Source organism: Pseudaminobacter soli (ex Li et al. 2025) (assembly GCF_003012705.1).
Lineage (GTDB): Bacteria > Pseudomonadota > Alphaproteobacteria > Rhizobiales > Rhizobiaceae > Pseudaminobacter > Pseudaminobacter soli.
Genome location: NZ_PXYL01000022.1, coordinates 30,808 through 53,520, shown reverse-complemented (window position 1 = coordinate 53,520; position 22,713 = coordinate 30,808). Strand labels below are relative to the sequence as shown.

At 60.7% G+C, this 22,713-nt stretch carries 35 protein-coding genes; 12 read left to right on the top strand and 23 right to left on the bottom strand.

The genetic code is table 11. The annotated features are described in order from the left end of the window. Positions 1-55: 55 nt before the first annotated feature. From C7I85_RS26330 to C7I85_RS26275, 12 genes are all read right to left on the bottom strand, one after another. Entirely contained in the window at positions 56-346 is a 291-nt protein-coding gene (locus C7I85_RS26330) for a hypothetical protein (RefSeq protein WP_106726974.1), read from the bottom strand. Next, positions 346-1,287 carry a phage tail tube protein gene (locus C7I85_RS26325; protein WP_106726973.1) on the bottom strand — a complete coding sequence of 314 codons (942 nt, stop codon included), beginning with the start codon at positions 1,285-1,287 and terminating at the stop codon, positions 346-348. The genes C7I85_RS26330 and C7I85_RS26325 overlap by 1 nt, the downstream gene beginning before the upstream one ends. A 40-nt stretch (positions 1,288-1,327) precedes the next feature. Continuing rightward, complete coding sequence (locus C7I85_RS26320; protein WP_106726972.1) at positions 1,328-1,750, bottom strand: phage tail terminator-like protein; 423 nt, start codon at positions 1,748-1,750, stop codon at positions 1,328-1,330. Further along, positions 1,750-2,385, bottom strand: a complete 636-nt coding sequence (locus tag C7I85_RS26315) for a hypothetical protein (RefSeq protein WP_106726971.1) — start codon at positions 2,383-2,385, stop codon at positions 1,750-1,752. Before C7I85_RS26315 ends, C7I85_RS26320 begins: the two co-directional genes overlap by 1 nt. Continuing rightward, positions 2,385-2,762, bottom strand: a complete 378-nt coding sequence (locus C7I85_RS26310; protein ID WP_106726970.1) for a hypothetical protein — start codon at positions 2,760-2,762, stop codon at positions 2,385-2,387. The genes C7I85_RS26315 and C7I85_RS26310 overlap by 1 nt, the downstream gene beginning before the upstream one ends. Continuing rightward, positions 2,759-3,364 carry a hypothetical protein gene (locus C7I85_RS26305; RefSeq protein ID WP_106726969.1) on the bottom strand — a complete coding sequence of 202 codons (606 nt, stop codon included), beginning with the start codon at positions 3,362-3,364 and terminating at the stop codon, positions 2,759-2,761. Before C7I85_RS26305 ends, C7I85_RS26310 begins: the two co-directional genes overlap by 4 nt. A 2-nt stretch (positions 3,365-3,366) precedes the next feature. After that, the gene (locus tag C7I85_RS26300; RefSeq protein ID WP_106726968.1) at positions 3,367-3,558 is read right to left on the bottom strand and encodes a hypothetical protein; all 192 of its coding nucleotides are present in this window, start codon (positions 3,556-3,558) and stop codon (positions 3,367-3,369) included. 83 nt (positions 3,559-3,641) lie between these two features. Then, on the bottom strand, positions 3,642-4,862 hold the full coding sequence (locus tag C7I85_RS26295) for a phage major capsid protein (protein WP_106726967.1): 1,221 nt from the start codon (positions 4,860-4,862) through the stop codon (positions 3,642-3,644). Positions 4,863-4,933: 71 nt separating this feature from the next. After that, on the bottom strand, positions 4,934-5,653 hold the full coding sequence (locus C7I85_RS26290) for a head maturation protease, ClpP-related (protein ID WP_106726966.1): 720 nt from the start codon (positions 5,651-5,653) through the stop codon (positions 4,934-4,936). Beyond that, complete coding sequence (locus C7I85_RS26285; RefSeq protein WP_106726965.1) at positions 5,653-6,966, bottom strand: phage portal protein; 1,314 nt, start codon at positions 6,964-6,966, stop codon at positions 5,653-5,655. The genes C7I85_RS26290 and C7I85_RS26285 overlap by 1 nt, the downstream gene beginning before the upstream one ends. After that, on the bottom strand, positions 6,963-8,555 hold the full coding sequence (locus C7I85_RS26280) for a terminase large subunit (RefSeq protein ID WP_245445118.1): 1,593 nt from the start codon (positions 8,553-8,555) through the stop codon (positions 6,963-6,965). The genes C7I85_RS26285 and C7I85_RS26280 overlap by 4 nt, the downstream gene beginning before the upstream one ends. Before the next feature lie 73 nt (positions 8,556-8,628). Further along, positions 8,629-9,108, bottom strand: a complete 480-nt coding sequence (locus C7I85_RS26275; RefSeq protein WP_106726963.1) for a P27 family phage terminase small subunit — start codon at positions 9,106-9,108, stop codon at positions 8,629-8,631. A gap of 569 nt (positions 9,109-9,677) precedes the next feature. Between C7I85_RS26275 and C7I85_RS26265 the strand changes: the two genes are divergently transcribed. Then, positions 9,678-9,947: a hypothetical protein gene (locus C7I85_RS26265; protein WP_106726962.1), complete on the top strand. Its 270-nt coding sequence runs from the start codon at positions 9,678-9,680 to the stop codon at positions 9,945-9,947. A gap of 150 nt (positions 9,948-10,097) precedes the next feature. Continuing rightward, on the top strand, positions 10,098-10,328 hold the full coding sequence (locus C7I85_RS26260) for a hypothetical protein (RefSeq protein ID WP_106726961.1): 231 nt from the start codon (positions 10,098-10,100) through the stop codon (positions 10,326-10,328). A 62-nt stretch (positions 10,329-10,390) separates the two neighbouring features. Here C7I85_RS26260 and C7I85_RS26255 read toward each other — a convergent pair whose 3' ends face one another. From C7I85_RS26255 to C7I85_RS26220, 9 genes are all read right to left on the bottom strand, one after another. Beyond that, on the bottom strand, positions 10,391-11,014 hold the full coding sequence (locus C7I85_RS26255; protein ID WP_146148973.1) for a hypothetical protein: 624 nt from the start codon (positions 11,012-11,014) through the stop codon (positions 10,391-10,393). Then, positions 11,004-11,429, bottom strand: coding sequence for a hypothetical protein (locus C7I85_RS26250; RefSeq protein ID WP_106726959.1), 426 nt, complete (start codon positions 11,427-11,429; stop codon positions 11,004-11,006). The genes C7I85_RS26255 and C7I85_RS26250 overlap by 11 nt, the downstream gene beginning before the upstream one ends. Positions 11,430-11,465: 36 nt before the next feature. Continuing rightward, positions 11,466-11,882, bottom strand: a complete 417-nt coding sequence (locus tag C7I85_RS26245) for a hypothetical protein (protein WP_106726958.1) — start codon at positions 11,880-11,882, stop codon at positions 11,466-11,468. Continuing rightward, positions 11,879-12,778 carry a hypothetical protein gene (locus C7I85_RS26240; protein ID WP_106726957.1) on the bottom strand — a complete coding sequence of 300 codons (900 nt, stop codon included), beginning with the start codon at positions 12,776-12,778 and terminating at the stop codon, positions 11,879-11,881. The genes C7I85_RS26245 and C7I85_RS26240 overlap by 4 nt, the downstream gene beginning before the upstream one ends. Further along, positions 12,775-13,239, bottom strand: a complete 465-nt coding sequence (locus C7I85_RS26235) for a hypothetical protein (protein ID WP_106726956.1) — start codon at positions 13,237-13,239, stop codon at positions 12,775-12,777. Before C7I85_RS26235 ends, C7I85_RS26240 begins: the two co-directional genes overlap by 4 nt. Continuing rightward, positions 13,236-13,655 carry a hypothetical protein gene (locus C7I85_RS26230; protein ID WP_106726955.1) on the bottom strand — a complete coding sequence of 140 codons (420 nt, stop codon included), beginning with the start codon at positions 13,653-13,655 and terminating at the stop codon, positions 13,236-13,238. The genes C7I85_RS26235 and C7I85_RS26230 overlap by 4 nt, the downstream gene beginning before the upstream one ends. Positions 13,656-13,827: 172 nt before the next feature. Next, complete coding sequence (locus tag C7I85_RS26225) at positions 13,828-14,277, bottom strand: hypothetical protein (protein WP_106726954.1); 450 nt, start codon at positions 14,275-14,277, stop codon at positions 13,828-13,830. 20 nt (positions 14,278-14,297) lie between these two features. Next, a complete protein-coding gene (locus C7I85_RS31200; RefSeq protein ID WP_181257406.1) occupies positions 14,298-14,444 on the bottom strand; it encodes a hypothetical protein in 147 nt (48 codons plus the stop codon). Then, positions 14,441-14,788 carry a hypothetical protein gene (locus C7I85_RS26220; protein WP_146148972.1) on the bottom strand — a complete coding sequence of 116 codons (348 nt, stop codon included), beginning with the start codon at positions 14,786-14,788 and terminating at the stop codon, positions 14,441-14,443. The genes C7I85_RS31200 and C7I85_RS26220 overlap by 4 nt, the downstream gene beginning before the upstream one ends. 152 nt (positions 14,789-14,940) lie before the next feature. Here C7I85_RS26220 and C7I85_RS26215 point away from each other — a divergent pair, with 152 nt between their 5' ends. The 7 genes from C7I85_RS26215 (at position 14,941) to C7I85_RS26185 (ending at position 19,697) form a co-directional block, all read left to right on the top strand. Further along, entirely contained in the window at positions 14,941-15,573 is a 633-nt protein-coding gene (locus C7I85_RS26215; protein ID WP_245445117.1) for a hypothetical protein, read from the top strand. 56 nt (positions 15,574-15,629) lie between these two features. Continuing rightward, a complete protein-coding gene (locus tag C7I85_RS26210) occupies positions 15,630-15,881 on the top strand; it encodes a hypothetical protein (RefSeq protein WP_106726951.1) in 252 nt (83 codons plus the stop codon). Between the two features lie 166 nt (positions 15,882-16,047). After that, positions 16,048-16,752, top strand: a complete 705-nt coding sequence (locus C7I85_RS26205; RefSeq protein WP_146148970.1) for a hypothetical protein — start codon at positions 16,048-16,050, stop codon at positions 16,750-16,752. Next, positions 16,749-17,081, top strand: a complete 333-nt coding sequence (locus tag C7I85_RS26200) for a hypothetical protein (RefSeq protein ID WP_106726949.1) — start codon at positions 16,749-16,751, stop codon at positions 17,079-17,081. Before C7I85_RS26205 ends, C7I85_RS26200 begins: the two co-directional genes overlap by 4 nt. Further along, the gene (locus C7I85_RS26195; protein ID WP_106726948.1) at positions 17,078-17,587 is read left to right on the top strand and encodes a hypothetical protein; all 510 of its coding nucleotides are present in this window, start codon (positions 17,078-17,080) and stop codon (positions 17,585-17,587) included. Before C7I85_RS26200 ends, C7I85_RS26195 begins: the two co-directional genes overlap by 4 nt. Further along, a complete protein-coding gene (locus C7I85_RS26190; RefSeq protein WP_106726947.1) occupies positions 17,584-17,811 on the top strand; it encodes a hypothetical protein in 228 nt (75 codons plus the stop codon). Before C7I85_RS26195 ends, C7I85_RS26190 begins: the two co-directional genes overlap by 4 nt. Positions 17,812-18,080: 269 nt before the next feature. Then, entirely contained in the window at positions 18,081-19,697 is a 1,617-nt protein-coding gene (locus C7I85_RS26185) for a recombinase family protein (RefSeq protein WP_245445116.1), read from the top strand. Positions 19,698-19,747: 50 nt separating this feature from the next. Here C7I85_RS26185 and C7I85_RS26180 read toward each other — a convergent pair whose 3' ends face one another. Then, the gene (locus C7I85_RS26180) at positions 19,748-20,986 is read right to left on the bottom strand and encodes a tyrosine-type recombinase/integrase (RefSeq protein ID WP_106726946.1); all 1,239 of its coding nucleotides are present in this window, start codon (positions 20,984-20,986) and stop codon (positions 19,748-19,750) included. Then, positions 20,986-21,531 (bottom strand): Arc family DNA-binding protein, encoded by a 546-nt coding sequence (locus C7I85_RS26175; protein ID WP_181257404.1) that lies wholly within the window; start codon positions 21,529-21,531, stop codon positions 20,986-20,988. The genes C7I85_RS26180 and C7I85_RS26175 overlap by 1 nt, the downstream gene beginning before the upstream one ends. Positions 21,532-21,649: 118 nt before the next feature. Between C7I85_RS26175 and C7I85_RS26170 the strand changes: the two genes are divergently transcribed. Genes C7I85_RS26170 through C7I85_RS26160 form a run of 3 tightly spaced genes read left to right on the top strand, consistent with a single transcriptional unit; the run spans position 21,650 to position 22,667 of the window. Further along, complete coding sequence (locus tag C7I85_RS26170) at positions 21,650-21,835, top strand: hypothetical protein (protein WP_106726944.1); 186 nt, start codon at positions 21,650-21,652, stop codon at positions 21,833-21,835. Continuing rightward, a complete protein-coding gene (locus C7I85_RS26165) occupies positions 21,832-22,359 on the top strand; it encodes a hypothetical protein (protein WP_146148969.1) in 528 nt (175 codons plus the stop codon). Before C7I85_RS26170 ends, C7I85_RS26165 begins: the two co-directional genes overlap by 4 nt. Further along, positions 22,356-22,667 (top strand): DUF6074 family protein, encoded by a 312-nt coding sequence (locus C7I85_RS26160; RefSeq protein WP_106726942.1) that lies wholly within the window; start codon positions 22,356-22,358, stop codon positions 22,665-22,667. Before C7I85_RS26165 ends, C7I85_RS26160 begins: the two co-directional genes overlap by 4 nt. Positions 22,668-22,713: the final 46 nt, after the last annotated feature.

Here is a 22,713-nt window from a genome sequence, read left to right as displayed (position 1 = left end):
TTTGTCGGGGAAGGTGGCCGGGCGCCCGACAACGCCCGGCCTTTCTGCGCAGAAATCAGCCCTCGGCGGACTGATCCGGTGCCGTGTCGGCGGCAATGGTGGTTGCGGCCTGCCTCGCCGCGATCTCTTCCGGGTCAGATGTGGCTTGCCCGATACGTGTGGCTTTGCCCTCCGAACTGACCTTCGTGGCGAAGTCCGCTGGCACTGGAGACGACAAAATGCCGGCACGGAAAGCGACGGCGTTCTCGTTCCCCGTGCCCCACGGATCGCCGCGGAAGTCTGTCAGCGGCAGGATGGCTTCGGGTCCAGCATTGACCGGCTGGGCGGGTTTCTTGCGCGAGCTCATTACGGTGCATCCGTCTTGGTGATGGACATCGATGCCGACGACGTCGGATCGAAGAAGGCCTGGAACGGCACCTCAAGCACCACAGGCTGGCCATTGCCCGGCGCCGCAGGGCCGCCATCGGTGAATTTCACCTTCGGAATGGAGAAGTGGTACTTGTTGCCTTTCGCGTCGGAGAGGTCGAAGCCGATGGCGACATCCTCATGGCTGATGATCGCGGTGTAGGCGGCGAGGTCTTCGAACAGGACCGTCATATTGCCGGTGACCTCGAACCGCCCCAGCCCGTGGCCATAAGCATCGTACTGGCCGACGACGTCGACTTGGTAGATGTTGTTATTGATGCGGACAGAGAGCGCCTGCACCTTCGGCGAAGCCACCATTGCGGTCGACAAGATCGACAGGTTTGCCACGTTGAGGCCGGCGTTGAAGTCTTCCGTCGTCGTAGCCGGGGTGTATGTGGCACCGGTGATGATCGAGGTCGTCGGCGTCGGGCTGCCAATACCCATGATGCCCCAGGTCGCCTGTACGGGCTGGCGGGAGCGCAGATTGAGATCCAGCGTGTTCCAGCGGCAGCCGCGATAGCGGACGTAGCTGTCCGTGCCGCCCTGCTGATAGGTGAGCTCCAGCGTGCCGGCCTTTGGCGTGATGCCGTTCTTCAGGACACCGGTCGAGAAAGCCGAGCAGAACAGGCGCTCCAGCCACTTGTCATAGGTGCCGTAGCTGAACCGCGTTTCGATCGAGCCGCTGACGTTGCGCCCGACATCTGTGATGCTGGGCACGTTGCGGTCGGAGCGGACTTCATCGGAAATGTCCGTCTGCTTCGCCAGGCGCACGCTCGCGGTGCGATAGCGCATGATCTGGAATGCCGGAGTGGCGGGAATGGTGCCGATCACCGTTTCCGCCACGTCAGCCAAGCGTACCTGTGAACCATCGGCAAAGGCCATGGCTTTTCTCCTTCGTTTTCAGATGGCCGGCGGTGCCGGTTCAGGGGATCGAGGTGATGTCGCGACGGGTCCAATGGATCGTCGCCGCGAGGGAAAAGTAGTTTGGGAAGTCCTTGCCTGGATCGCCGGCACCGATGGACATTTCCGGCATGACTAGGCCGCCGATCGGCTGCTCGCGGAACAGGTAAAGCAGATCGTTCGCATAGGCGCGGGCCTGACGACTGCCCGAGCCGCTCGGCACCATCACGTGCAGATACGTGATGCCGCTCTCTTCCCAGACGTTCGCGCCGGGCGCGCCCATGGTGTCCTGATCATACGTGTCGCCATAGATCTCGACATAGACCCATGCCGGCGCGTTCGCGTCGATCAGGTCCTGGAAGAACTCGTTCTCATACCGCACCGGCAAGGCGGTGAAGTCGGCGAGACGAGCCGCGAAGGCGTCGAAGGCGGTCGGGCTGGACATCAGGATGCGCCGTTGATGACGATTGCGGGATAGGTGATCGGCTGGCCGGCTTGGCGGCCTTCCCGTCGGCCGTGTGAACCCTTCAGGATGTACGGGATCAGCGGATGAACGCCGCCGGCAATATCGAGGAACCGGGTTTCGAAACGGAAGACGCCTGAGAACCGGCGCCCCAACGCACTTTTCGAGCCGTCGAAGATGCGCTTCTGCCCCTTCTTCTTGCCGCCCTCGAGACGGCGAACATAGGGCTGCGCGTTGGTGATGATGACCTCGGCATCGGCCGGGATGGCGCTGTAATCGGTGACGAGGCGACCACCGCTGATGACGATGAAAGACGACGCGAACCGGCCGGACTTCCGCGGCGAACGCTTCCGCAACTCGTCGAGCGCTGCGTTGATGACCAGCGGCCAGTTCGTGAATTCGTAGATGATGGCGCCCGGTGCCTGATAGGCTTCTTCTGGGGCTCCCCGAACGCCATTGACGAAGCGATCAAACTTCGGCGAGGCGACACCCTCGGCGATGACGCGCTGCAATTCCTTGCGGGCGAAATCGGCGACGGCCCGATTGATCGCGTCCGGCTCCATTCCTGCCGTCGCGACCCGTAGATCGCGCTCGAAGAACTCAAAGCCGGTGGACATTAGCCCGCCACCGTCAGGTTCACGCGCACCACCGTTCCATCAATGGAAATCGGATCTGCGAACATGATCTGCCGCTGCTTGCCCTTCACGGTCAGGAAGTCGTTTGTGCGCGGAATGCGCGGATCTGCGGCGCCAGGCGCAAGCACATGGCCGGAAGGCCAGCCGCCGGCCATGACCTGCGTCATCGTGATCACGACTTTCGACCATGCCTGTGTCGCTGTGCCAACGATGTCTTCGGCGCGCAAGCCGCGCACCAAAGCACGAACCGTCACGTCCTTGTCGACGAGCGGCGAACCTTCTTTTCGCCGCAGGATGCAGTCCTCGCCGTGCTCGGCTAGCTGGCCGTCCAGCATGGCGATCGCTTCGGCCGGCGTCATAGGACGTTTACCCTCAACGTTGACAGCAGGCGATCACACGTCCGCTCGACGATGGCAGTTAGCTTGTCGCCATCGAGAAACGACTTGCTTCCGACGCCATCGACGGTTTCGGATCGCAGGATCGGCGAAACCGTTCTTGCGCGCATCAAGTCCTGAACCGACAGGATGATTGCCTGCCGAGCGCGCTCCGGCACCGCGCCGGTTTTGCCTTCGTCAGAGCCGTTGTAGCCGGCTATGTACCGAATGCGGTGCTTGGGCTCGATGACCCAGGTAGCGCCTGGCGAGACGACCACCTCGCCATCTTCCAGCCGATAGGTCGCGGGATCGGCAGGGGCCTCGTCGCCGTCTTCGCTCACTGTGATGATGCTGACGAGATCGATGATCGGCACATACGGCAGGCGGATGCGCTGAGATCCGAAGTGGCCGGACATCTCCAAGGTCTGCGGGCCGAGCGCACGGCCGAGCCAGCCATCCGGGCCGTCAATCTCTTCGGTGACGGCCTGGATCATGGCACGAACCGCCGCGTCATCGGGCGCGTGAGCGCCGGGGATGTCCGCCGGCGTCACGATGGGTTGAGGTGGAACGATGACGCGAACGGTCATGGTCAGGCCTGCTCCCCGGCCTCGTCGGTGTCCTCGACGGCTGCACCGAGGCCAATCAGGCGGTCGGCTTCGTCCTTGTCGAGCGAGATGACCGTGCCCGGCGGGACGGAGTCGCCATTGCCGCTCAGGTAGGCGGTCAGCTTCACCTTCTTCTGCTTGGCCTTAGGGCCAGCATCGTTCTTTACACCGCTCATGGGTGCGATCCTTTTCGGCTTGTCGGGTTTCGGATGGGGAATCGCCGGGCCACGAGGGCAGCCCGGCAATGGTCATGGCAGGCTTAGGAAGCCGCGTTGACGAAGACCTTCACGGCGCCGCCAACGTCGACGAAGTTGCCGCCCGAGCGCATCCAGGCGAGGAAACCGACCTGGCCTTTCTTGGTGTATGCGGAGTCCGTGAAGCGGAACATCTCGATCGCCATCGCATCGCGGATCTTGTAGTGACTGAAGTCGCCGTAAGCGATCGACTTCGCGCTGGCTGCCATCTTCGCGACGTGCTGGTTGACCTTAATGGGATCACCCAGGAGCCGATCCGGCGCGCCGCCGGGGGTGCCGCTCTCGTAGCCGGGAACGAAGATCGGACGCGACTGGCCGTCCTTGATCTTGCGGACAACGCGGACGGAGTCGTCGTTCATCATCCACTTGCAGGCGCCGCCGTCACGATAGGCCGGATCGACCGAATGCTGGAGGTCGATGAGGCTGTCATAGGTGATCGCGGTCACCTGCGAGGAGCTGTTGGCCGCGGTGACGCCCACCGCAGCAGCGATCATGATGCCAAAGGGCTGGGTCGTGCCGGCGCCGATGGTGAAGTGCTTGTTGGTGACACGGCCAAGTCTGGTAACGAGGCGAGCGCGCACGAAAGCCTCGATATCGACGCTGCTGTCCTGCAGCAACTCGAACGGCACCGTGACCACCTTCGACGAATACTTGAAGACCGGCAGGCTCTTCGTCCCGAAGTCAGCGTCTGCGTCGGAGGCAGAGGCGTTTTCGGCGATAAGTTCGCCCTCTTCCGAAGTGCCGTCGGAGGTGGGGAACGACATCGGATTGCCACCGGCGGTCTGGATGACCTCCGCCACATCGCGCATGCCGCCGTAAGCCTTGAGTGCATCGAGCACGCTGGTGGCGACATCGGTGGCGACCGTATATCCGCCTTCCGAGGAGGTGGTGGTCGACATGGTGTTGCGCACCGTCGCCCAATCCTCTTCCGTCAGCGCCTTGTCGCCGTTGCGGAGCCACTTGGCGAAGACGAGGGCGCCCGGCGACTTCTTGTCTTTGCCGGCACGCTCGGAAGCTTCGACCACGCTGTTGTTCAGCGCTTCATTGGCGACCTTCTCGTTCAGATCGGTGATGCGCTTGATCTGGGCGTCAAGGGCATCGATATCGGCCATGCCGGCGTCATAGACGGGCTGGTCGGCCTCGGGATTCCAGTCCTTCTTGTTCACCAGTTCATTCAGCGTCTTGGCTTTGGCCGCGCGCTGCTCACGCAATGCCTGAATAGACATGGCTTAGTGTTCCTTTCAGCTTGTGGAGGACGGCCGCGCGTGCGGCCTACTATCTGCTCAGCGCAGCGCGCTCAGGCAGCTCGTTCCAGCATTCGCGCGGCATGCTGCCGGACGCGCTGGGAAACATGGTCTTCGGTGTTCTGGTTATCGACTGCCGGCGGTTCCGGCAGCTTGGGCGCGGCGGCAAAGGCGCTCATGTCCCATTTAGCTGTGGCCTTCGGCTTGTCCTCGGCGACGGCATCGGCGATGCCGACATCGACGGCCTCGGATGCCGTGAACCACGTTTCCTTTGCCATGTAATCGCGGAAGACGGCCGCTTCCTTGCCGCTCTTGGTGGCGTAGGATTCGGCGATCGAACCGTCGACCTTGTCGAGCAGTTCCGCGGTCGCCATCATGTCGTCGACGTTGCCGATCGCGACCGTCCAGGCGTTGTGGATCATCATGAATGAGCCCGGCGCCATGATGACCTTCGGCGCGGCAACGGCGATCACTGACGCGGCCGAGGCAGCGTAACCGTCGACATGGACGGTGATGGCGCCATCGTATTCGCGCATGGCCTGGCAGATCGCGACCGCGCCGAAGACATCGCCGCCCGGCGAGTTGATCCGGATCGCGACGTCGCCCTTCATCGCCTTCAGCTGCGCGATGAAGCCTGCCGGCGAGATACCGCCCCACCATTCCGCCTCGAACTCGTCAGCGACAATCATGTCGTAGAGGTAGATCGTGTTTGCTTCAGCACGGAAGGAACCGCGCTTCTGGTTAGCGGCAAGGAGCGCCCTGAGCTTGTTCATTATGCTGGTTCCTGCGGTTGCGCGGGCGACTTGCCCGGGTTGACGCCAAGATTGTTGCCGTTCTGGTGACGCTTGAGGCGCAGCACCTGGCGAGCCTCGTTCTGCGACATGATCTGCGGTTCGCCAGCGCGACCGACGGCGATGCGCAGCGATTCAAACAGCGACTTCATGTCGGCGCGTTCGAGATCCGACGTGTCGAACTCGGCAACGCGGCTGGCGGTGCGGAAGAGCTTCCGGTTTATCTCGGTCTCGAACTTGACCAGGTGCTGGCGCAGCGTGAAGCGCACGAAGCCGATGGCCATCGCCTCGACGCCAGATCCCCAGCTTGTCGTCTTCTCGTTGTGCCCGATCATGAACGGTGGCACGCCGTAGATGCGGGCGATCTCCTCGGTCTGGAACTGGCGCTGGGCGATGATCTCCAGGTCCTTCATGGACATGGTGATCGCCTTGAACTGCAGGCCACCTTGGAGAAGCATCGGACGGTGAGAGTTCGCCATTCCCTGATGGAGACGGTCGATCTCGTCGCGCAGATCCTGCTTCTGCTGCTCGTTCAGGTTCTTGTCGGTCGAAATCGCATAGTCCGGTCGAGCGCTGTTTGCGAAGAAGTTGGCCGAGAACTCCTGCGCCGCGATGGCCGAAGCACCGGTCAAACGCAGCGCATAGCGCAGCGGCGACAATCCGCGGATCCCGTTGAAGCCGAACCCGGGCACATGCAGCATGTCGTCCTGGTCGACGACCTGGAAGTCGCCCTTGGTTTGGCCCGGGATCTCCGGCGAAACGGCATAGACCAGCCTAGAGCCGTCCGGCCAGACAGCGACGGTCACGCGCTGTGGATGGATAGGCGTCAAGCCATCGATACCGCCGCCCGGCTTTCTGTTGATGATCGCGAATCCGTCGCCGTGCAGAAGCAACGACTGAACCATGAATTCCCAGCCGCTCGCCGCAGCCCAACGCGGCGTCATCTGCTCGTTGAACACCCAATGCAGCGCGTCGTTGTGGATACGATCGCGCTCGCCGTTCTCAGCGTCAACGCGGTAGATGTTCACCGGCAGGGCCGAGACCGCGCCTGCGATCAGGTTGACACAGGCATGGATCGCCGACACGGAGAGAGCGGTACGTTCCGTTGGCGCCGGAAGCTTGCCGATGCCCTCGACCAAATCCGCCCAGGACGATGAATCGCGGGTGATGGTGGACAGCGGAACCTGCTTGTCACCAGCCTGTGCAAACACCGGTTCGGCAGCCTTGTCGAGCATGGGTTCGGTGGCCTCGCGCCCAGCGATCCATCCGGCGAGGCGCTCGCGCCAACTGTTCATAGAACCTCCACTGCCGGCCGCGCCGGTTCTTCGGTAGCCATCCACCGCGCCAGCGCCATCATGTGGGCGATCGGGCCGTCGATCTTGTTCTCCGGCCGATCCTTGCGGGGATAGACGTTGTCCTTCGCGTCGGTCTTCGCGACCACGTTCGCCAGCATCCAGTGAAAGACAGGATCGCCGTTGTGGACGATCTTCCGTGACCGGATCAGGCCGTCCATCTGCTTCATTGCCGGCGAGAAGTTGAGGACCAGCGGCCTAACCTCGATGGTGGCCAAGCCCTCGTCGCGTAGTTCGGCCATCATCATGTAAGCCTGATGCGGATCGAAGGCGACTTCCTCGATCAGGTATCCGTCGTCACGCAGGCCGAGAATGTCGTCCCGGATCGTGACGTAGTCGATCATGTCGCCATCGGTCTGGGTGATCCAGCCTTCCGGCGCATCTCGCCAGCCGCGATAGTGGCCGTTCTCCGGAAGTTCGATGGTCGCCTCGGGCAGGTAGTACCGCCCAAAGCGCGCATAGCCGCCTTCATGCTCGAAGGTGAGCTCCATCGCGGCGATGTCGATGGTTGAGGCAAGGTCCAGGCCGATCCGGCACGGTTTACCCCGGAAATCCTCCAGTTTCAGGCGTGGATCGGCACTTTCGCGCCACCTTTGCACGTCGAAGTAGGCGTTCCGTGCCTGCACCCACATATTGAGGTGCTTGGTCTTGAACACGCCGAGCTTGCGCGGGTTCTGCTTGGCGTCGCGCTGCCGTGCGCGAAGGAACTCGCCCTTGACGCTCACGTCGTAGTTGGGGTTTGCCTTGCGCAGCGCCAGATCGCTCGACCAGTCGTCGTCTTTGTCGACCGTGTAGATCAGCGCGAATAGCTCGTCATTCTGGACGAGGCCGTCCAGCACCTTCTCGGCCTCCTGCACCGCGGCGAAGCATGGCCCGGCCAGATTGTCGCCGGCCGTCGTGATGATGAGCAGTAACGGATGCTCGCGGGCACCCATGCCCGTTTCCATCGTGTCGACCATCCGGTCAGTCGCATGCTCATGGTATTCGTCGACGATGGCGCATGACGGCGAGGCGCCATCACCCGGATCGCCGATCATCGGCTCGAACTTGGAGCCGTCGCCCATTCGGTGAATGTTCTTGGCGTTCACTGTCACGCCGAAATGCGACAGCAGGCCCGGCGACTTAACCGCCATCAGCCGCGCCGGCCCGAACACCTCCAACGCCTGCTTCTCGGTTGTTGCGCCGGAGTAGACCTCGGCGCCGTGCTCGCCGTCTATCGTCATCATGCCGAGGCCGACGGAGGCCGCCCAGGTCGATTTGGCGTTCTTCCTCGGCTCGAGGAGCAGCGCCTTGCGGAAGCGCCTTAGCCCGTCCTGCTTACGCAGCCAGCCGAAGATGGCGATGGTCTTGAAGCATTGCCACGGCTCGAGCCGTAGCCGCTCCTTCTTCCTGGCCCACTCGCCCTTTGTGTGAGGCAGTAGCTCGATGAACTTGCACCACTTCTCCGCCACCTTCGCGTCGAAGCGGTACGGGTAGGCCTTATCCTTGCTCGCCGCGAGGTCGTCGAGGTGACGCTTGCAGGCTAACAGCACCCACTTGCAGGCTGGTATCTTCCCCTGAACAACGTCCTTCGCGTACCGATTGCCAGATTCGACGTGCGGGAACTCACCCGAGCGCGGCAAACGGGTTTTGCTCGTCCGGGACATTTGCCGACACCTTTGACCGTGCAGCCGGCGACAGGCCGAACTCTACCAGTAGCGATTGAGCGTGACGCATTGCCTCGCTGCGCTGGGCGACAACGGGATGGCCCTTGATCTGCTGGCTCTTGACGCGGCCTTCCTCGTCGTAGGCGACCTTGCTGACGAAGGTCCGGCCACCGTCTTCGATCAGGGCCGTGCAGATCTCGACTTCCTCAAGGCGCGACGCGGCCATCGCCAGCATCGCAGTGTCGGAAGCGGACGCCACGCCCATCTGGCTCGCGATGGCGACCAGGCCGTCGAATATCTCGGTGGCGCGCGTCGACAGCCAGTCAGGAGCGACCGGCAAGTCTGCCAAGGCCTTCGGCGCGTCTGGGTTCATCCTGCAAGGCTGCGCTGTGCCGGCCACCAACTTCAGGTGGTCCGGCGTCCGTTTCCTGCCGGCCATCAAAAATGTCCTTCATTTTGCACGGGCGAGAATTTGCCCCCCCGGCGGTCTGGCCCCCCGATGCCCTAAACTTTCGACCACCCCCCCTTGAGGAGGCTCGGCCCGATCGGTTCGGCTATCGGTTCTCGTCCCGCTGCTTCTCGCTCGAATGGCATGGGGTGCAGAGCGACTGCAGGGCCCCGCACCAGAATGCCTCGTATCGGCCGTGGTGGCGCTCTACGTGGTCGGCGACCGTTGCCGGGGTCAGGGTGCCCAGCTTGAGGCAGAACGCGCACAGGGGCTCCGCTGTAAGCTGATCCTCGCGTCTGCGCTGCCATCTGGCCGTTTTGTACCAGCGGCGCCATTCCTGGGTGTCGCGTAGCTGGTCGTACTGCTTGCGGCGCTCTTGGTGGCTTGTGGTACCCGGTGGCCTGTGGACTGGTGGTCTGGTCGGCATCAGCGCAGGTCACGGTAGAGCTTGCGGTAATGGCCGGCTTGAGCCGCACGGGCATTATGGCGCTTGCTAGGCATCTTGCCGGCTGTCCGCGTTGGTGTGATGTTGTCGGCGCAAATCGGAGGCGGGGACCCAAATGGGGTTGTTTTCGACATTTTTTTCGCCATTGAAGATGGCCTTCACCGGGACCCTTGTCAGTCAGATTGACATACCAGTATCCAGTGGGCTCACCTTGTCGCTGCGTCTGAAGCGCGATGGGTACGGTAAACACTATGTAGTGCTCGCGGGCTTCGCATCGGGCGAGTATCAATACTACAGGCTGGAATTGTCAGAGTTCGCCGATTTCGCCAGCGCGGTTAACGCTATCGATGCGTCAATTGCAGCCAACGTCCGTCCGCCGCCCTGATGGTTTGCCCTACTCGACGCCCATTGGGGCCGGCTGCTGGCCTTCGTCATGTAACGCTAGGCAACTGAGATTTGTCAGATGCCGGATTGTAAACCCTCTGTTAGGAGGACTGATGCTCAACAGTGCTTCACCAAACTGAGGGAGAACCCAATGACTGCATACTTGGCCACGTATCTTTCCATTATTGCGCTTTCACTGTCGGCGCTTGCTTGGGTGGTAGCGGCTGTCGTTTCGCCAATCATCAAAGAGAGTTATTGGGACAGCCTTCCGGCGTACCTTGTTCGCCGCCAAAAATTTGCTGCATACGCAAACATGGCAGCCGCGGTGCTCGCTGCGGCTGGCGTAGCACTACAGGCTTACGCATCTGCGCAGACGCTCTAACATCTATCTGGAGCGAGGTGCGCGCAACGGCTGGCCGTTCGCGCATCTTGCCCAGGTGATCTCTATGCAGCCCTTCGCACACTCGGCAAAGGCTCCAACATGTCCTGCCGGTGGGTGGGCTTGGCGTCGTCGGCCATCCAGTGTGTAACTGTGGCCAGGTTATCCAAATCTATACGCTGATTTGGCATCATTGGCACCACCCTAGACCAGCTAGGGCCTTGTAACGATTGAGCATTTTTAAGGATTTGGCGCGCAACGCGTTCGAATGCAACGTCTAGACGGCGCTCTGCCGTACTACGCGAACGGCCCGTTTTCTTGCAGAACTGGCGGAATGATCCAGTCAGACGCGGCGCCGCCATGCACATCGCCCAGTTGCCGAGCAGGATGCGGCTCTCATCATCCCCGGCATAGTCGATCAACCAACCGTACATCACTTCCTCGGCGCGCGATATGGCCTTGCTGGATGGGCGGTAAGGCACATGGTTGCCGTTGATGCCATACCCGGGATGATGGCCACCGACGCCTACGGTCTCGATCTGCAGCGCCGGCCACAGAGAGCGGACCTTTGCCGGTCGTAACTGCCGGACGTCCATGTGTGCGATGGTGTCGGCCGCCTCAATGAAGCGGGCCTTCACGATGGTGATCAGATCGGCGAGCGCCGCGGCTTCCGTATAATCATACTGCAAGGCGTTGCTCCGGTTCATCGAGGATGGGTTCAAGGCTCTCGTAGATAAGAATTCGCAGGGAGCCGCGCACCGGCCAGGGGCGACGGGCTACGGCTTTCCCACGCAAAACACCGAGCGGTATCTGGTCGAATGCTTCCAGCACATCGCCGGCGCGTTCCAGTGCCCAATCCGGCCGTTGGATCAGAATGTCGGATATGGCGCCGATCGTCTCCGACCAGAGCTCATCCCGATTGTTCTTGGTCTGCTTGATGCAGCGGAGCACGAAGATCAGGTGCCCATCGCCATATTGGTTGCGAATCTCATGCATGGTGCCGCGGGCATGGCTCTGTGCTGCCGCCCGTCGGCGGTAGATCGGCACCAGCCGGATGCCGAGCCCGTCCAGAATTGCGTCGAGTTGGCCCTTGGGTCGGCTCACGCTCACCTCATCTGAAATATGGTGGCCTTAGTGCGCTCACTTGGATTGCGCCTTTTCTGCCAGATATTCGGCCGGATCTATACGGCGGACTGGCGATGCTCCGCCCAACTTGCCGAACTTCGAATCCTGATACGCGCGCGTTGCCAATGGATCGTAATGAGCAGCCGCGATCTTGCGCACCCAACCCGGTGCCTTGGCCGCGGCCCTCTTCATCTGCTTCACGGCTTTCCTGGACGGCTTGCCGACGGTCTTGGATTTGGATTTGGTCTTGATACTGGTCTTGGTCTTGGTCCTCGGCAACGGCCGTGGCTTCTTTCGAAGCGCGCGGTCCTCGTCGGTTAGGCCGTCGATGAACTGCCAGGCCTGCGAATTCGTGTCGAACGGCCCAGCCACGAAATGCCCGCTGTCATCAGCCACTTGAAACTTGTCGGTGCCCATCGGAAGGACATTCATGCCGGCATCCTCCCGTACTTGACCTTCGCAATGGCTTCGATCCGGCCGACACGATCGGACAGGCGATCATCTGCGATCCGAGCCCATGTGCCGAGCATTCGAATATCATCCTCCGGCCATGTCTTCATGCGATGGGCGCAGATCGTGAGCGCCCGTTGCATGTTCTTGATGTTGGCCTCGGTCAGTTCCGCCTCGCACAACGAGACGGCCTCACATGCCCTAACGTAGCTCAGCGGTAGCGGCGACGTTTGTATAGCCGGATATGCACCCGGCTCCAGCATCTGCATCCCGTCTAGGAATGGGCAATCATCTCCCTTTTCAATGACATCTGAGGGCAAACACAGGAAATCTCGGTCCTCGTGGGGTATGTCGAGCACCATTTCCAGCGTGACCCAAACGCCATTGAAGAACCCGTCCTGACAGCGAATAGTCTCGCCCTTGGCTGGCTTGCTCGTGCTCACACACGATCCATCGGCGCGGATTGCCGTGACATCGAAATAGCCTGGATGGTCGTTTGAATGCTGGACCCACGCGCCGGTGAGATCGCGTTCCTGCCGTTCGCGACGGCCAACATAGAGAATGTCTCCCTTCGGTGGGAGCTGCAGATTTCCTATGTAGTCAAGCGCGGCCCTGATCCCACCAATAAGCGACACGTGTCGTTTATCGAGACCTGCGCTCGCTATTTGCATGAGCCGCTGTGCCTGCCGAGCCTTCAACCCAGCACGATCGAGAAATGGCAACCACTCGCCGTGCGCACATTGTTCTTTGGCCTGGCAAAGCAACAGCCCGGCATCATACGCGGCTTCTATGGTGGTTCGCTCCGCCGCGGCGAGTGTTGCGGTAGTTTCCTTGATGCGCTCAGCCAGGTCGGCGAGCGAGTTTGACAGTTCGGTCATGCTGCACCTCTCGGATTCTGATGGTGGGCGGGCTTGCCGATCGCGCTGGCGACGGCTATCGAGCCGTCGATCTCGCGGGTCACTTGGTCCAATGAGTTCACGGCGACGGCTTTGAATTCTGCGAAGTTTGGCAGTGACAGCCAGGGCAGAGGCCCCTTAACGTGCTTCTCGACGTTGGCTAGGTGATCAACGATCTCGTCGAGCCGGTCGTTGTCTAGATCATCGCCGTGAACTCGGACTTGCTTGTCGAGTGCCAGCCAGGCGCTGCTCACAGCACCGTTGACGCCGTAGTAGCGGCGGAGCCATTCGGCATAGTAACGAAGGCAGGTATCGAGCGACCTAGCGCCGGCCACGGCCTTCCTCGCCGATCCGGAAGCATCGCGCTGGTACTTCAAGCTGGACACAAGGTCAGTGGCGCCGATGGGCGCTGGCCTCGGCTGAAACGCAATGACGTTGGTCATCCCCGCCTCCCGAAGATGTGCGGCAAGGCCTCATGAACTTTGGCTAAGGCATCCATTCTGGTTTTGACGGCAAAGTCGGCGATGAGACGCGCCTTCTCCTCCGCAATCGCACGATCGGCGGCGAATCCAATGGCGAATAGCTTGTCACGAAGTGCCAGCATCTCGCCGGACGTACTCGCCGCGGCAACCACCAGGTTGCGACAGCGCCGGCCGCCTTGCGCCAGATAGGTCTTGGCCATGACGCGCTCGACCTGCATTACTTCGAACTGGTCTTCGGCCTTGCGTATGCAGTCCCAGCCAGATCCGCCGTGGACGAGGTATTCCAGGGCACCCGCCATATCGCCGTCGCCCGGATAGAAGTGATCGACGTAGGTCAGCACATACTGGCCAGCCTCAATGGGGACGAGAGCGGTCATTCGCCACCTCGCGCGCTCGTGCGGAACGTAGAGCTAAGAGGCTTATGAAGGGGGTGTCTGCAGTCTGCGTCTCGCTCTCCGGTCTGGCGTCTGCGTCTGTGGTCTGCCTCTCCGGTCTGCGTCTGTGTCTGTGTCTTATATATCGATAGGGTCTGCATACCGTTTCCCTACTCTAGTGATTGGCATCGAAACCGTTTGCGTCGAAGTGAGCGTTTCCCGGGCCTCTCCGCTTTATCTGGTCGACAAGTCGCGTCTTGTTCACGGCTGTGAACTCGAGCTCTACGACTTCGCGTAGCGCGTCGCTTTCGATCTCGGAAATGCGGGACATGGTGCCGGCGGCGTGCTTGTCGTTCATAGGCGGGCAGGCCTTGAACCAGCCGGACACGTAGATTTCTTCAGTCTCGTCGTCGTAGTGGATCATTCCCGCGCCCAGCAGTTCGGAGCGCCCCGCGCGGTATTCGTCCAGCGGCCAGCCAAGGTCTGCTACGGCATAGCCCTCCGGTAGTCTGTAGGCGCCCGACGAGTTCTGGTGCCGACACGTCAGGTAGTAGAACAGTAGAAGGCGCCCGCGGTCGGTCTTCAGGCCGAGAAAGCGCTTCGATCGCCAGATCGCCGGCGACACCTTGGAAAATTCGCGCTTGCTCAGGACACCCTCCTTGCCGCGATCAGGCGGCGAAGCTCGGCTGTGGCTCCGGCCTGCGTGAGGCCGGAGACCGCAAGGCCGGTTTTAGGACAGCGAACGATGACCGTTCCGTCCTCGGTGCGGACACTGGGGAAGGCGGTCGTCATGGCTGCACCTGCTTGGAGGTGCGGACATACTCGGCAGCCCAGCGAAGGAGCTCGACCGGGCGGTCTTTGCCGTCCGGCCAATTTTTCATGAACCAGTCCATCACCTCGTCGTAGGTGCGGACGGTGAACGATTGGCCCGTGTCAGCAATGCGTGAAAAGAACTTGGAATCATTCCGACACCGACGTGCAATCGTGGACACCGCACAGCCTTGCGCCGAGGCGCAGGCGCTGGCGGTTTCAAGGAGGATACGTCTCAGATCGTTTTCCATGCGGCGAATGTAGGGGAATTTTCCCCCGTGCGCAAGCAAGGGAAAGGGAGTAATTAGGGACGAGTAGTCTTTCACTGCGGAGTTTGCCTGTGGAACCGTCCCTACCTGATCGGATTCGTGAGCGTTTGAACGCCACGGGCAAATCTGCGACCGCTGCTTCTACAGAGGCCGGTCTAGGCAAAACAGCGGTAAGAGACATTTTGTCAGGCCGAGCCAAGAGTCCTCAGATGGAGACACTTCTCAAGCTGACAACTCCCCTAGACTGCACAATGGCCTATCTCACTGGCCAGTCGGATCAACCCGATGGCGGCCCGACGTTTGATTGGGAGTATATGCCCAAGTACGCCAAGCTTTCTGACTACCTTGAAGCCGGTGTATACAGAAAGGCGCTGTGGGCGACAAAGGATGACCCCAGAAGAACAACCGAAGGGGACCTTATTTACAATGATTTACGGCTAATTGGCTGGGAATACAGCCTTTTCAAGCTGAAAGATCGATCCATGGACCTTCTCAACCTGGTAGAAGGCGACTTGATCACTGCAGCACATGGGGAGATGCACAAAAAGGATATCCGTCTCGTCCCTGGCCGCCTTGTGGTGGTTAGGTTCGGCATAGACGAAATCCGGGCCGCAGAGACTAGCTTAAGGTTGGTAGAGGTCGAGGGTGACGAAGTCAGGCTTGTAACGAAGTCGAGCGTGGCGAACGAAGATCCGATTGTTCTCGGCAAGAAGCTTGATCGCGATGATGGCCTGAATATGTACAGGGCAAAGCCTATGGGCGTGGCTTGGGTAATGGCTTTAGCTGTTCGAGCTACAAGGAACCTTCCCCTGCTCGATGCGGAGGAAATTTCCCCCGAATGAGTTGACGAGGGAAATATCCCCTGTTAGGTTGCCTCTCGTAGCCACGGGAGACAGCCATGCAGTCGATTCTCTCACAGGTACCGTCGAGTTTGTCCAAGGACGATCTCGGCATCGTCGTTAGCGCCATCTGCGGCGCCAGCGGCGCTGGCCGCGCACCCGGCCTCAGTGTCGAGCATCAGGTGATGATCGAGTTGGGCCGCTTGCTGATGCGTGCCATCACGAAGCAGTTCGGCGACAAGATTTATCAGCCGGACATCATCCCCAGCCTGACGGCCTATTTCGAACATCAGGCGCGGCCTACGCGCTGACCATCAGCCTCGGGCGCCGGCTCTAGCGCGCCCAGCCCCCCTTAGCTCTGGAGAACCACCAATGCCGAACACTGTTCAGGCGGCCGCCGAAGGCGTGCCTCAGATCAATCGCCGCCGCCTTCTGGCTGGCATCGCTGCCGCATCAACCGCCGCAGGGGCCTCTGTCGTGGCATTCCCTGCACCGGCAGCGACTTCGACCAACAACCCCGAGGTGACCCACCTTGCCGAACCGCAGGCAAATCCCGAACTCGTTGCGCTCGTTAGCAAGCTTCGGGATGCCAAGGCCGAGAGGGACGCCGCGAAGGATGCCAAGGAATGGCTGGTCGACGAGTGGCGGCACCTTTGGCCGCTGGCACCGGAAGAAATTACCCTTCGCGGATGCACTGAGTGGGACGACTGTCGCGAGGTTGATATGGCCGGTAGTCCAGTCATCCGGCCGGGGGAAAAGTATGCTCGTCGACTGCGAAGCATCAAGGACCTCGGTTGGTTCATCGACTTTAGGACTAGCCACATCGAGAAGGCCCGCAGCGAAAAGGCGCGGCTGCAGCGGATTGCAAAGCTCGACGAAGAAAAGCGCGTGCTCCGCCTTGGCGAGGAGTACTACACCGCGATCGAGCGCGTAAAGGATGCTTCCGGCATACATGCAGCGGACGCGCGCATTAAGACTGCGGGCCGGGCAGTAACTCACCTGTGCAAGCAAATCATGGCAGTTCAAGCCAAGTCTCCGGCTTGCCTAGCGATCAAGGCTGAAGCAGTCGAAGTCTGGTGCGAGGTGCATACCTACCTCCTCAAGGATGACGACGGCATCTTCGGATGGCCGTGCCGCCTTGCCAGCGACATTCTCAACGTTGCGGCCGGGGGCGTGTCATGAGCGATGCCGCCCTTCTAAAACTTGAAGCCAAATTCAACGCCAACAGCGATCGAGAGGAACAAGCTGGCGACAGGATTGAAGAGCTCGAGGCAGATCTCGACCGGCTCCGCAAGCGCATACACAAGACAGATCAGAAGCTGGATCGCCGGACGCGGGAAGGGTCTCGCCTGTTCGACAAGATCATGAACATGCGCGCAACAACGCTGGCCGGCATGATGGTGAAGGTGCGCGTGCGTGATCGCTGGAACACGGACGACGAAAAAACCGAAATCACCATCCTCAAGAGCTTGGTGGCGGACATCAAAGCCATCGCAGGAGAGAAGCCATGAGCACCACCCGCCGCAACATTCTGGCAGCAATCCCCGCGTGTGGTCTTGCCGCGATTGTCCCGGCCGCCGCCTCGCTGCCGCCGGTTGATGAAGAGCTTTTCCGTCTCCGTGACGAGTTCCTGCGCAATACTGCCAATCTCGATCGGCTCAATCATGAATTCTGGCTGAGCGAGGTTGCCTACCGCGAGGAGTTGGCACGGCTTGGGAAGACATTGTCGGACGATCTCGCGGACGGCTTCCCCATCGCCGAGCGCATGGGCGCCCACTCCAATGAAGAGTGCGATGCGGCAGGTGGCCGAGAAATTGAACTAGTTGAAGCTATCATGCGAACCCCGGCGCAGTCGCTGGCCGGCTTGGCGGTGAAGGCCGAGGCGCTTCGCATAGCGGGGCTCCGGCGCGACGAGGCAATCTGGAGAGAAGACGAGCTTATCGAAATGGATTGGGCCGACGAGATGGCCGCCAGGTTCGTCATGGACGTCGAGCGGCTGGGGAGGGCTGCGGCATGAGCGCACCCGCAAACGACTTCAATGACGTCGAAAGCGAGATTGGGCACCTGGCGGCGTTGATCGGTACGATTACCGATATTGTGTTCGAGATGCCCGGCTCCGACGCGACGATGCATAGGGTCGGTAGCCTGTTGTGGATCGCCCGCGACCTGTCCGAGCGCCTCGTCGAAACGACCACGGTCTGCAATGCACCGATGCGGATGGCGGGAGGGCAGCGCTCATGAGGCTGCTTCGCGTCTCCCATACGGCATACCTTCGCGGGCCACGGCCGGCGAGGGCTCCAATGACGACAGCCGAGCTTTTCCTTCTGGCTTCCATCCTGGGTGTCGGCATCGCCGGCATCTGGATCGGCTTTGTATGGAGGGCAGCGCAGTGAAAACTGCTCGATCCACCATTCCGCCGCCTGTCGGCGTCGAGCCTGCACTAGCACGGCTCGTAGAGGTACTTGCGCGGCAAGCTGCTCGCGATGATTATGCCAGGCAGATGGGAGGCAATGACGATGAAGCGCGCGGCCATCTACGCCAGATACTCGAGCGACCTGCAAACTGACAGGTCGATCGAGGACCAGGTATCGCTTTGCAGCGACTTTGCCGCAAAGCAGGGCCTGGCCATCGTCGCTGAGTTTGACGACCGTGCTCGCTCCGGCGCCTCGATAATGGGACGTGACGGCGTTCTTGCAATGATGGACGCTGCGCGTGACGGCAAGTTCGATGTCCTTGTCGTCGAGGCACTCGACCGGCTGTCACGCGATCAGGAGGACCTAGCCGGGATCTACAAGCGCTTGACGCACATCGGCGTCGAGATCCGTGCCGTGCATGATGGCAAGGCCGATATCGTGCAGGTTGGCATTCGGGGATTGGTCGGCGCTCTATACCTACAGGACCTGGCGCACAAAGTCCGACGCGGCATGGCTGGCGTCGTGCGTGACGGGCGGAACGCTGGTGGCAAGGCCTACGGTTACGCGCCCGTGCCGGGGAAACCCGGTGAATTGGTCATTGTGGAAGAAGAGGCGGAAGTCGTGCGGAGGATTTTCGCGGACTATGCCGCCGGGAAATCGCCGCGGGAAATTGCTGGCGATCTAAACGCCGAAAACGTCGCACCGCCACGCGGCGCCTTTTGGCAGGCATCAACCATCAATGGGAACCGCAAGCGTGCCAACGGCATGCTGCAGAATCCGATCTATGACGGGCGAATTGTCTGGAACCGTGTTCGCATGGTCAAAGACCCCGACACCGGCAAGCGCATTTCGAGGGTAAACCCGCAATCGGAGTGGCAGGAAGAAGATGCGCCCCATCTTCGAATCGTTCTGGCTGACATATTCGCCCAGGTGAACGGTCGGAAAGTGCGCGCAACCAGCGACAAGCCGATGAAGAAGAATGCGCGGATCTTGTCTGGCCTGCTGAAGTGCGGCGCCTGCGGGGCTGGCATGTCGATCAAGGACAAGATGGGCCGGGTTACGCGCATCATGTGCACGAAGGCGAAGGAAGCGAGGTCCTGCCACAACACGCGGCCATATGTGCTCGACGACATAGAGGCGACCGTCGTGGATGGGCTGCGCTCGCGCCTCGATGATCCGAAGCTGCTGGAATTCTACGTCGAGTGCTACAACGACGAGCATAAGAAGCTCTACGCAGGGCAGGGCGTGTCGCGAGAGAAGGCCCGCCAGCGCTTGGCCGCGGCCGAGAGGGAATATCAACGAATCCTGCAACTTGCGATCAAAGGCGTCATCAGCGAGGAAGAAGCAGCCGAACAGCTCCCCCCCCTGCGCGAAGAAAAGAAGAGGCTGACGGACGAACTCGCTGTGATCCCCGAGCCGCCAAAGGTGGTAACTCTCAAGCCAGCGCTTGTTGCCAGGTACCTTCGTAGCTTGGAAGAGCTAGACGCGGCCGTCAAATCGGGCGGGATGCTGTCGCTCGATGTTCGACGCTGCGTTCGTGACTTGGTGACTTCTGTCACCGTGTTTCCATCAAGTGCCGGAGAAAGGCCGGTGTTGAAGGTGGATGGCTACCTATCGAGCCTTGTTGATGAAGGCTTGTCCCACCGCTTTGCAGTTCGGGGGGGGACGATGGTAGCGGAGGAGGGATTTGAACCCCCGACACAAGGATTATGATGCCCATGGCCCTTTCTGAAAAGAAAGGGCTTTCTTCCTTTGTGTGCCGTTTATGTGCCAGACAGTTTTTCCGCAAGTCTTCCGGCTCTGGCCTTCTGCCTGCGCTCCGTGTCCTCGTCCTTGAATAAGCTCCCATAGAGATCGAAGGTCATCTGGATTGAGCTATGGCCCATCTCGACCTGAACCTCCTTTGGGTTGGCTCCGTCTGCAATCAACATAGAGGCATGGAAGTGCCGGAGATCATGGAAGCGGTGCCGCGGCTCCATAATCGGCTTCCCATCCTTATCGAGTTTCACCTTGCCCTTTTCGTCCTTCTCAGGATCGCAAACGCCGGCCGCGATCTGGATCGGCTTCCAGGCCCGGTTGTAAATATTCGATAGCGACTGCGGCCGGCCTTCCTCGCTCGGGAAGACGAGCTCACTTGGAGGGCACGCCACTTTCCACTGCCGCAGCATGGCGACCAGGGCAGGGGGGATCGGGATAGAGCGTCGGCCGGCCTTGCTCTTCGGCGCACCGATGACGCCCCACTCGTCAGCCCGCTGGCGGACGTGGATGACGCCCTTACTGAGATCTATCGCATCCCATGTCAGGCCGCGCAACTCGCTGGCGCGCATACCGGTGTGGATTGCAGTGCAGAGAAGCACCCGGCGGCGACTCCAGGCTTTCGAAGTCACCAACCCGATAGGGGTTCCGTCTGGTTCGGAGAGCTCATCCAGCTTCACCAAGATTGCCTTGATGTCGGCAATGGCAGGCACCTCCGCGGCGCCATCGTCGTCGCGCGTGGCGGCCCCGATTTTTACCTTGGCGGCATGATTGGCAACCACTTTTCCACGATCGCGCATTTCACTCAGGATGCCCTTGAGGCTGGCGAGCACCTTCTTAGCCAGCGACCGCGAAAGCTTTTCAAGAAGCTCATCCCGGAAGGCCATGACGCGGGCCTGATTAAGCTGCCCCAGCTTCACCGTGCCAAGCATCGGCACGAGATATGTGTCCCGGTGATATTCGTACTGGCGAACTGTGCTGCGCTCGGCTGGCGGCCTCTCGCCGCGCCCAGCCTTCACCGCCTTGATCCAGATGTCAGCGGCGTCCTTCAGGGTGATGTCCTTGTTTGGCGCGACGTGGGTGCCGTCGCGGACCTCGACACGCACGGTTGTCTCAAAGGCAACAGCGTCAGCCTTCGTGTCGAAGCTCTTGCGCTGGCGAACGCCGTGCTGGTCAGCATAGTCGAGTTGCCAGCCCTCTCGCTTCTCTCCCTTGCTGGTTGTCCAGCGGCGCTTGCGGATGGCCACTACTTCTTGTCCTCAAAAGGATCCTCGAATGGATCGCCCTGCGGCTCCTCACCCCATGACGCGGGTCGATACTCGCGTTGGGGGCCGATAGAGCCGTCTGGGTACACGAACTTCTCTGGCCGGCCTGTCCGACCGAGCGATTCGTCTTCTATCGGATCGTATTCCTCGGACGCGAGGTCCTGCTGGTATTCGTATTCGCGTTCCTGCCATTCCTGATATTGCTGTTCGATTCTGTTTCGAGCCTTCTCATCGAGGCCAGTGACCCGACCGCTGTGAATACCCTCGATTGTTGCCTTTAGCTCTGACACAAGCTTGGCAATTCCGTCCTCGCTTGCGCCGCTCCGTTGAAGCACTCGGAGCATTTCCAACAACTCATCGATCCTGGAACCCGCAACCCAAGGCTCTGGAAACTGGCGCTCCAGAATCCGGACGATCTCCTCGTTCATGGACCGGCCCATATAGTCCGCATAGGCCTTGATCCGCTCGCGGAGGCCGGGAGGCAACCTCAAAAGGTACTGATCCGGTTTGCTTCTTGTGGCTGTCACTGACGTAATCCCTGTGAACGTATATCCATTGGATAAAATGCCCCTTGACGTCAATGATATCCATTGGATAAGAATGGGCCATTATCCACTGGATATCGCCGATAGGAGCCTGATTTAAATGGATAATGAAGAATCTCTCGATCTCGTCTGGGGTGCAGAGGCGATTGCCAAGGTGATCGCCAGGACGCCGACGCAAACCCATTATCTGCTGCGCACCGGTAAGTTGCCGGCCAAGCAGGTCGGTGAACGCTGGGTGGCTTCCCGTAGGAAGCTGGTCAGCTTCTTCTTGGAGGACGCGGCTTGAGCATGGCTGCACCACACCTCGGCGCGATCCCCGATACCTTCGATCCGCAGCGCCGTAGCGAGGTTGTGCCTGACGCCGCCAGATCCGGAAAACACCGGACGTTTGACGTCCAGCCGTCTCGCAACTGGCTGTGGCCTACGACGCGCCCGGAGCAACGAAAGGCGTTCCGGGCATGGCAGTTCATCGCAAACCAGATCATCGACGATGCTGGTTACAGCTTCCAGACGATCAGCACCTTCGAACAATTCCTGTTTTGGAAGAAGGGCGAGATTTACGCCACAGACGAGCAGTTTGCTGAGGCGGCCGGAAGGTGCTCAACCAGGAAGGTCCGTCGTCAGATCGCCGCATATCGGAACATGGGGGTCATTTCGGTCGGACTTGGTTGGCGCCGGCCGAACGGCGGCAACTTCAAGAGAACGCGAACCATTCGGTTGGCTGTGCCAGCTGTGTTCGACCCCAGGATCGGGATTGAGCCAAGCGACTTTGATGCGGACAACAGTGGTCCGGATGGAGACTGCGAATGACCGGCATTCATGCGGACAACCGTGGTCCTATCACCATTGAAATCATAAGAGCCCCAACCGTCGCGGTTTTTCCGTTGGAATTCCGGATTGGCGAGGTCCGCGAGGCGGCAAAAGAGCTCGACTCGCGCAATCGCTACCTTGGGCAGCAATGGTGGGCCGCGCATATCAAGCAGCTGCGTAAGTCGCTTCGCGACCTCGGCCTCTCTTCCCATCAGATAGATCACGAAATCCAGCGCTACGGTTCCGCCGTCAGTCGCTCCCTCAATCTTCACAAGCAATATGGCTCAACGCCGGATGGTGCAGCATGAACACTGAAATCATGATGACCGGCCGCGTAGCGGTCGGCATGGGTCG

Coding starts and splice junctions, on each gene's coding strand:
- C7I85_RS26235 (WP_106726956.1), bottom strand. CDS start 13,239: ATGACCAACGTCATTGCGTTTCAGCCGAGGCCAGCGCCCATCGGCGCC.
- C7I85_RS26310 (WP_106726970.1), bottom strand. CDS start 2,762: ATGACGCCGGCCGAAGCGATCGCCATGCTGGACGGCCAGCTAGCCGAG.
- C7I85_RS26185 (WP_245445116.1), top strand. CDS start 18,081: ATGACGATGAAGCGCGCGGCCATCTACGCCAGATACTCGAGCGACCTG.
- C7I85_RS26215 (WP_245445117.1), top strand. CDS start 14,941: ATGGAGACACTTCTCAAGCTGACAACTCCCCTAGACTGCACAATGGCC.
- C7I85_RS26210 (WP_106726951.1), top strand. CDS start 15,630: ATGCAGTCGATTCTCTCACAGGTACCGTCGAGTTTGTCCAAGGACGAT.
- C7I85_RS26315 (WP_106726971.1), bottom strand. CDS start 2,385: ATGTCCACCGGCTTTGAGTTCTTCGAGCGCGATCTACGGGTCGCGACG.
- C7I85_RS26325 (WP_106726973.1), bottom strand. CDS start 1,287: ATGGCCTTTGCCGATGGTTCACAGGTACGCTTGGCTGACGTGGCGGAA.
- C7I85_RS26195 (WP_106726948.1), top strand. CDS start 17,078: ATGAGCACCACCCGCCGCAACATTCTGGCAGCAATCCCCGCGTGTGGT.
- C7I85_RS26305 (WP_106726969.1), bottom strand. CDS start 3,364: ATGACCGTTCGCGTCATCGTTCCACCTCAACCCATCGTGACGCCGGCG.
- C7I85_RS26200 (WP_106726949.1), top strand. CDS start 16,749: ATGAGCGATGCCGCCCTTCTAAAACTTGAAGCCAAATTCAACGCCAAC.
- C7I85_RS26245 (WP_106726958.1), bottom strand. CDS start 11,882: ATGAATGTCCTTCCGATGGGCACCGACAAGTTTCAAGTGGCTGATGAC.
- C7I85_RS31200 (WP_181257406.1), bottom strand. CDS start 14,444: ATGACGACCGCCTTCCCCAGTGTCCGCACCGAGGACGGAACGGTCATC.
- C7I85_RS26230 (WP_106726955.1), bottom strand. CDS start 13,655: ATGACCGCTCTCGTCCCCATTGAGGCTGGCCAGTATGTGCTGACCTAC.
- C7I85_RS26285 (WP_106726965.1), bottom strand. CDS start 6,966: ATGAACAGTTGGCGCGAGCGCCTCGCCGGATGGATCGCTGGGCGCGAG.
- C7I85_RS26190 (WP_106726947.1), top strand. CDS start 17,584: ATGAGCGCACCCGCAAACGACTTCAATGACGTCGAAAGCGAGATTGGG.
- C7I85_RS26295 (WP_106726967.1), bottom strand. CDS start 4,862: ATGTCTATTCAGGCATTGCGTGAGCAGCGCGCGGCCAAAGCCAAGACG.
- C7I85_RS26160 (WP_106726942.1), top strand. CDS start 22,356: ATGACCGGCATTCATGCGGACAACCGTGGTCCTATCACCATTGAAATC.
- C7I85_RS26275 (WP_106726963.1), bottom strand. CDS start 9,108: ATGGCCGGCAGGAAACGGACGCCGGACCACCTGAAGTTGGTGGCCGGC.
- C7I85_RS26170 (WP_106726944.1), top strand. CDS start 21,650: ATGGATAATGAAGAATCTCTCGATCTCGTCTGGGGTGCAGAGGCGATT.
- C7I85_RS26260 (WP_106726961.1), top strand. CDS start 10,098: ATGACTGCATACTTGGCCACGTATCTTTCCATTATTGCGCTTTCACTG.
- C7I85_RS26330 (WP_106726974.1), bottom strand. CDS start 346: ATGAGCTCGCGCAAGAAACCCGCCCAGCCGGTCAATGCTGGACCCGAA.
- C7I85_RS26290 (WP_106726966.1), bottom strand. CDS start 5,653: ATGAACAAGCTCAGGGCGCTCCTTGCCGCTAACCAGAAGCGCGGTTCC.
- C7I85_RS26240 (WP_106726957.1), bottom strand. CDS start 12,778: ATGACCGAACTGTCAAACTCGCTCGCCGACCTGGCTGAGCGCATCAAG.
- C7I85_RS26265 (WP_106726962.1), top strand. CDS start 9,678: ATGGGGTTGTTTTCGACATTTTTTTCGCCATTGAAGATGGCCTTCACC.
- C7I85_RS26320 (WP_106726972.1), bottom strand. CDS start 1,750: ATGTCCAGCCCGACCGCCTTCGACGCCTTCGCGGCTCGTCTCGCCGAC.
- C7I85_RS26300 (WP_106726968.1), bottom strand. CDS start 3,558: ATGAGCGGTGTAAAGAACGATGCTGGCCCTAAGGCCAAGCAGAAGAAG.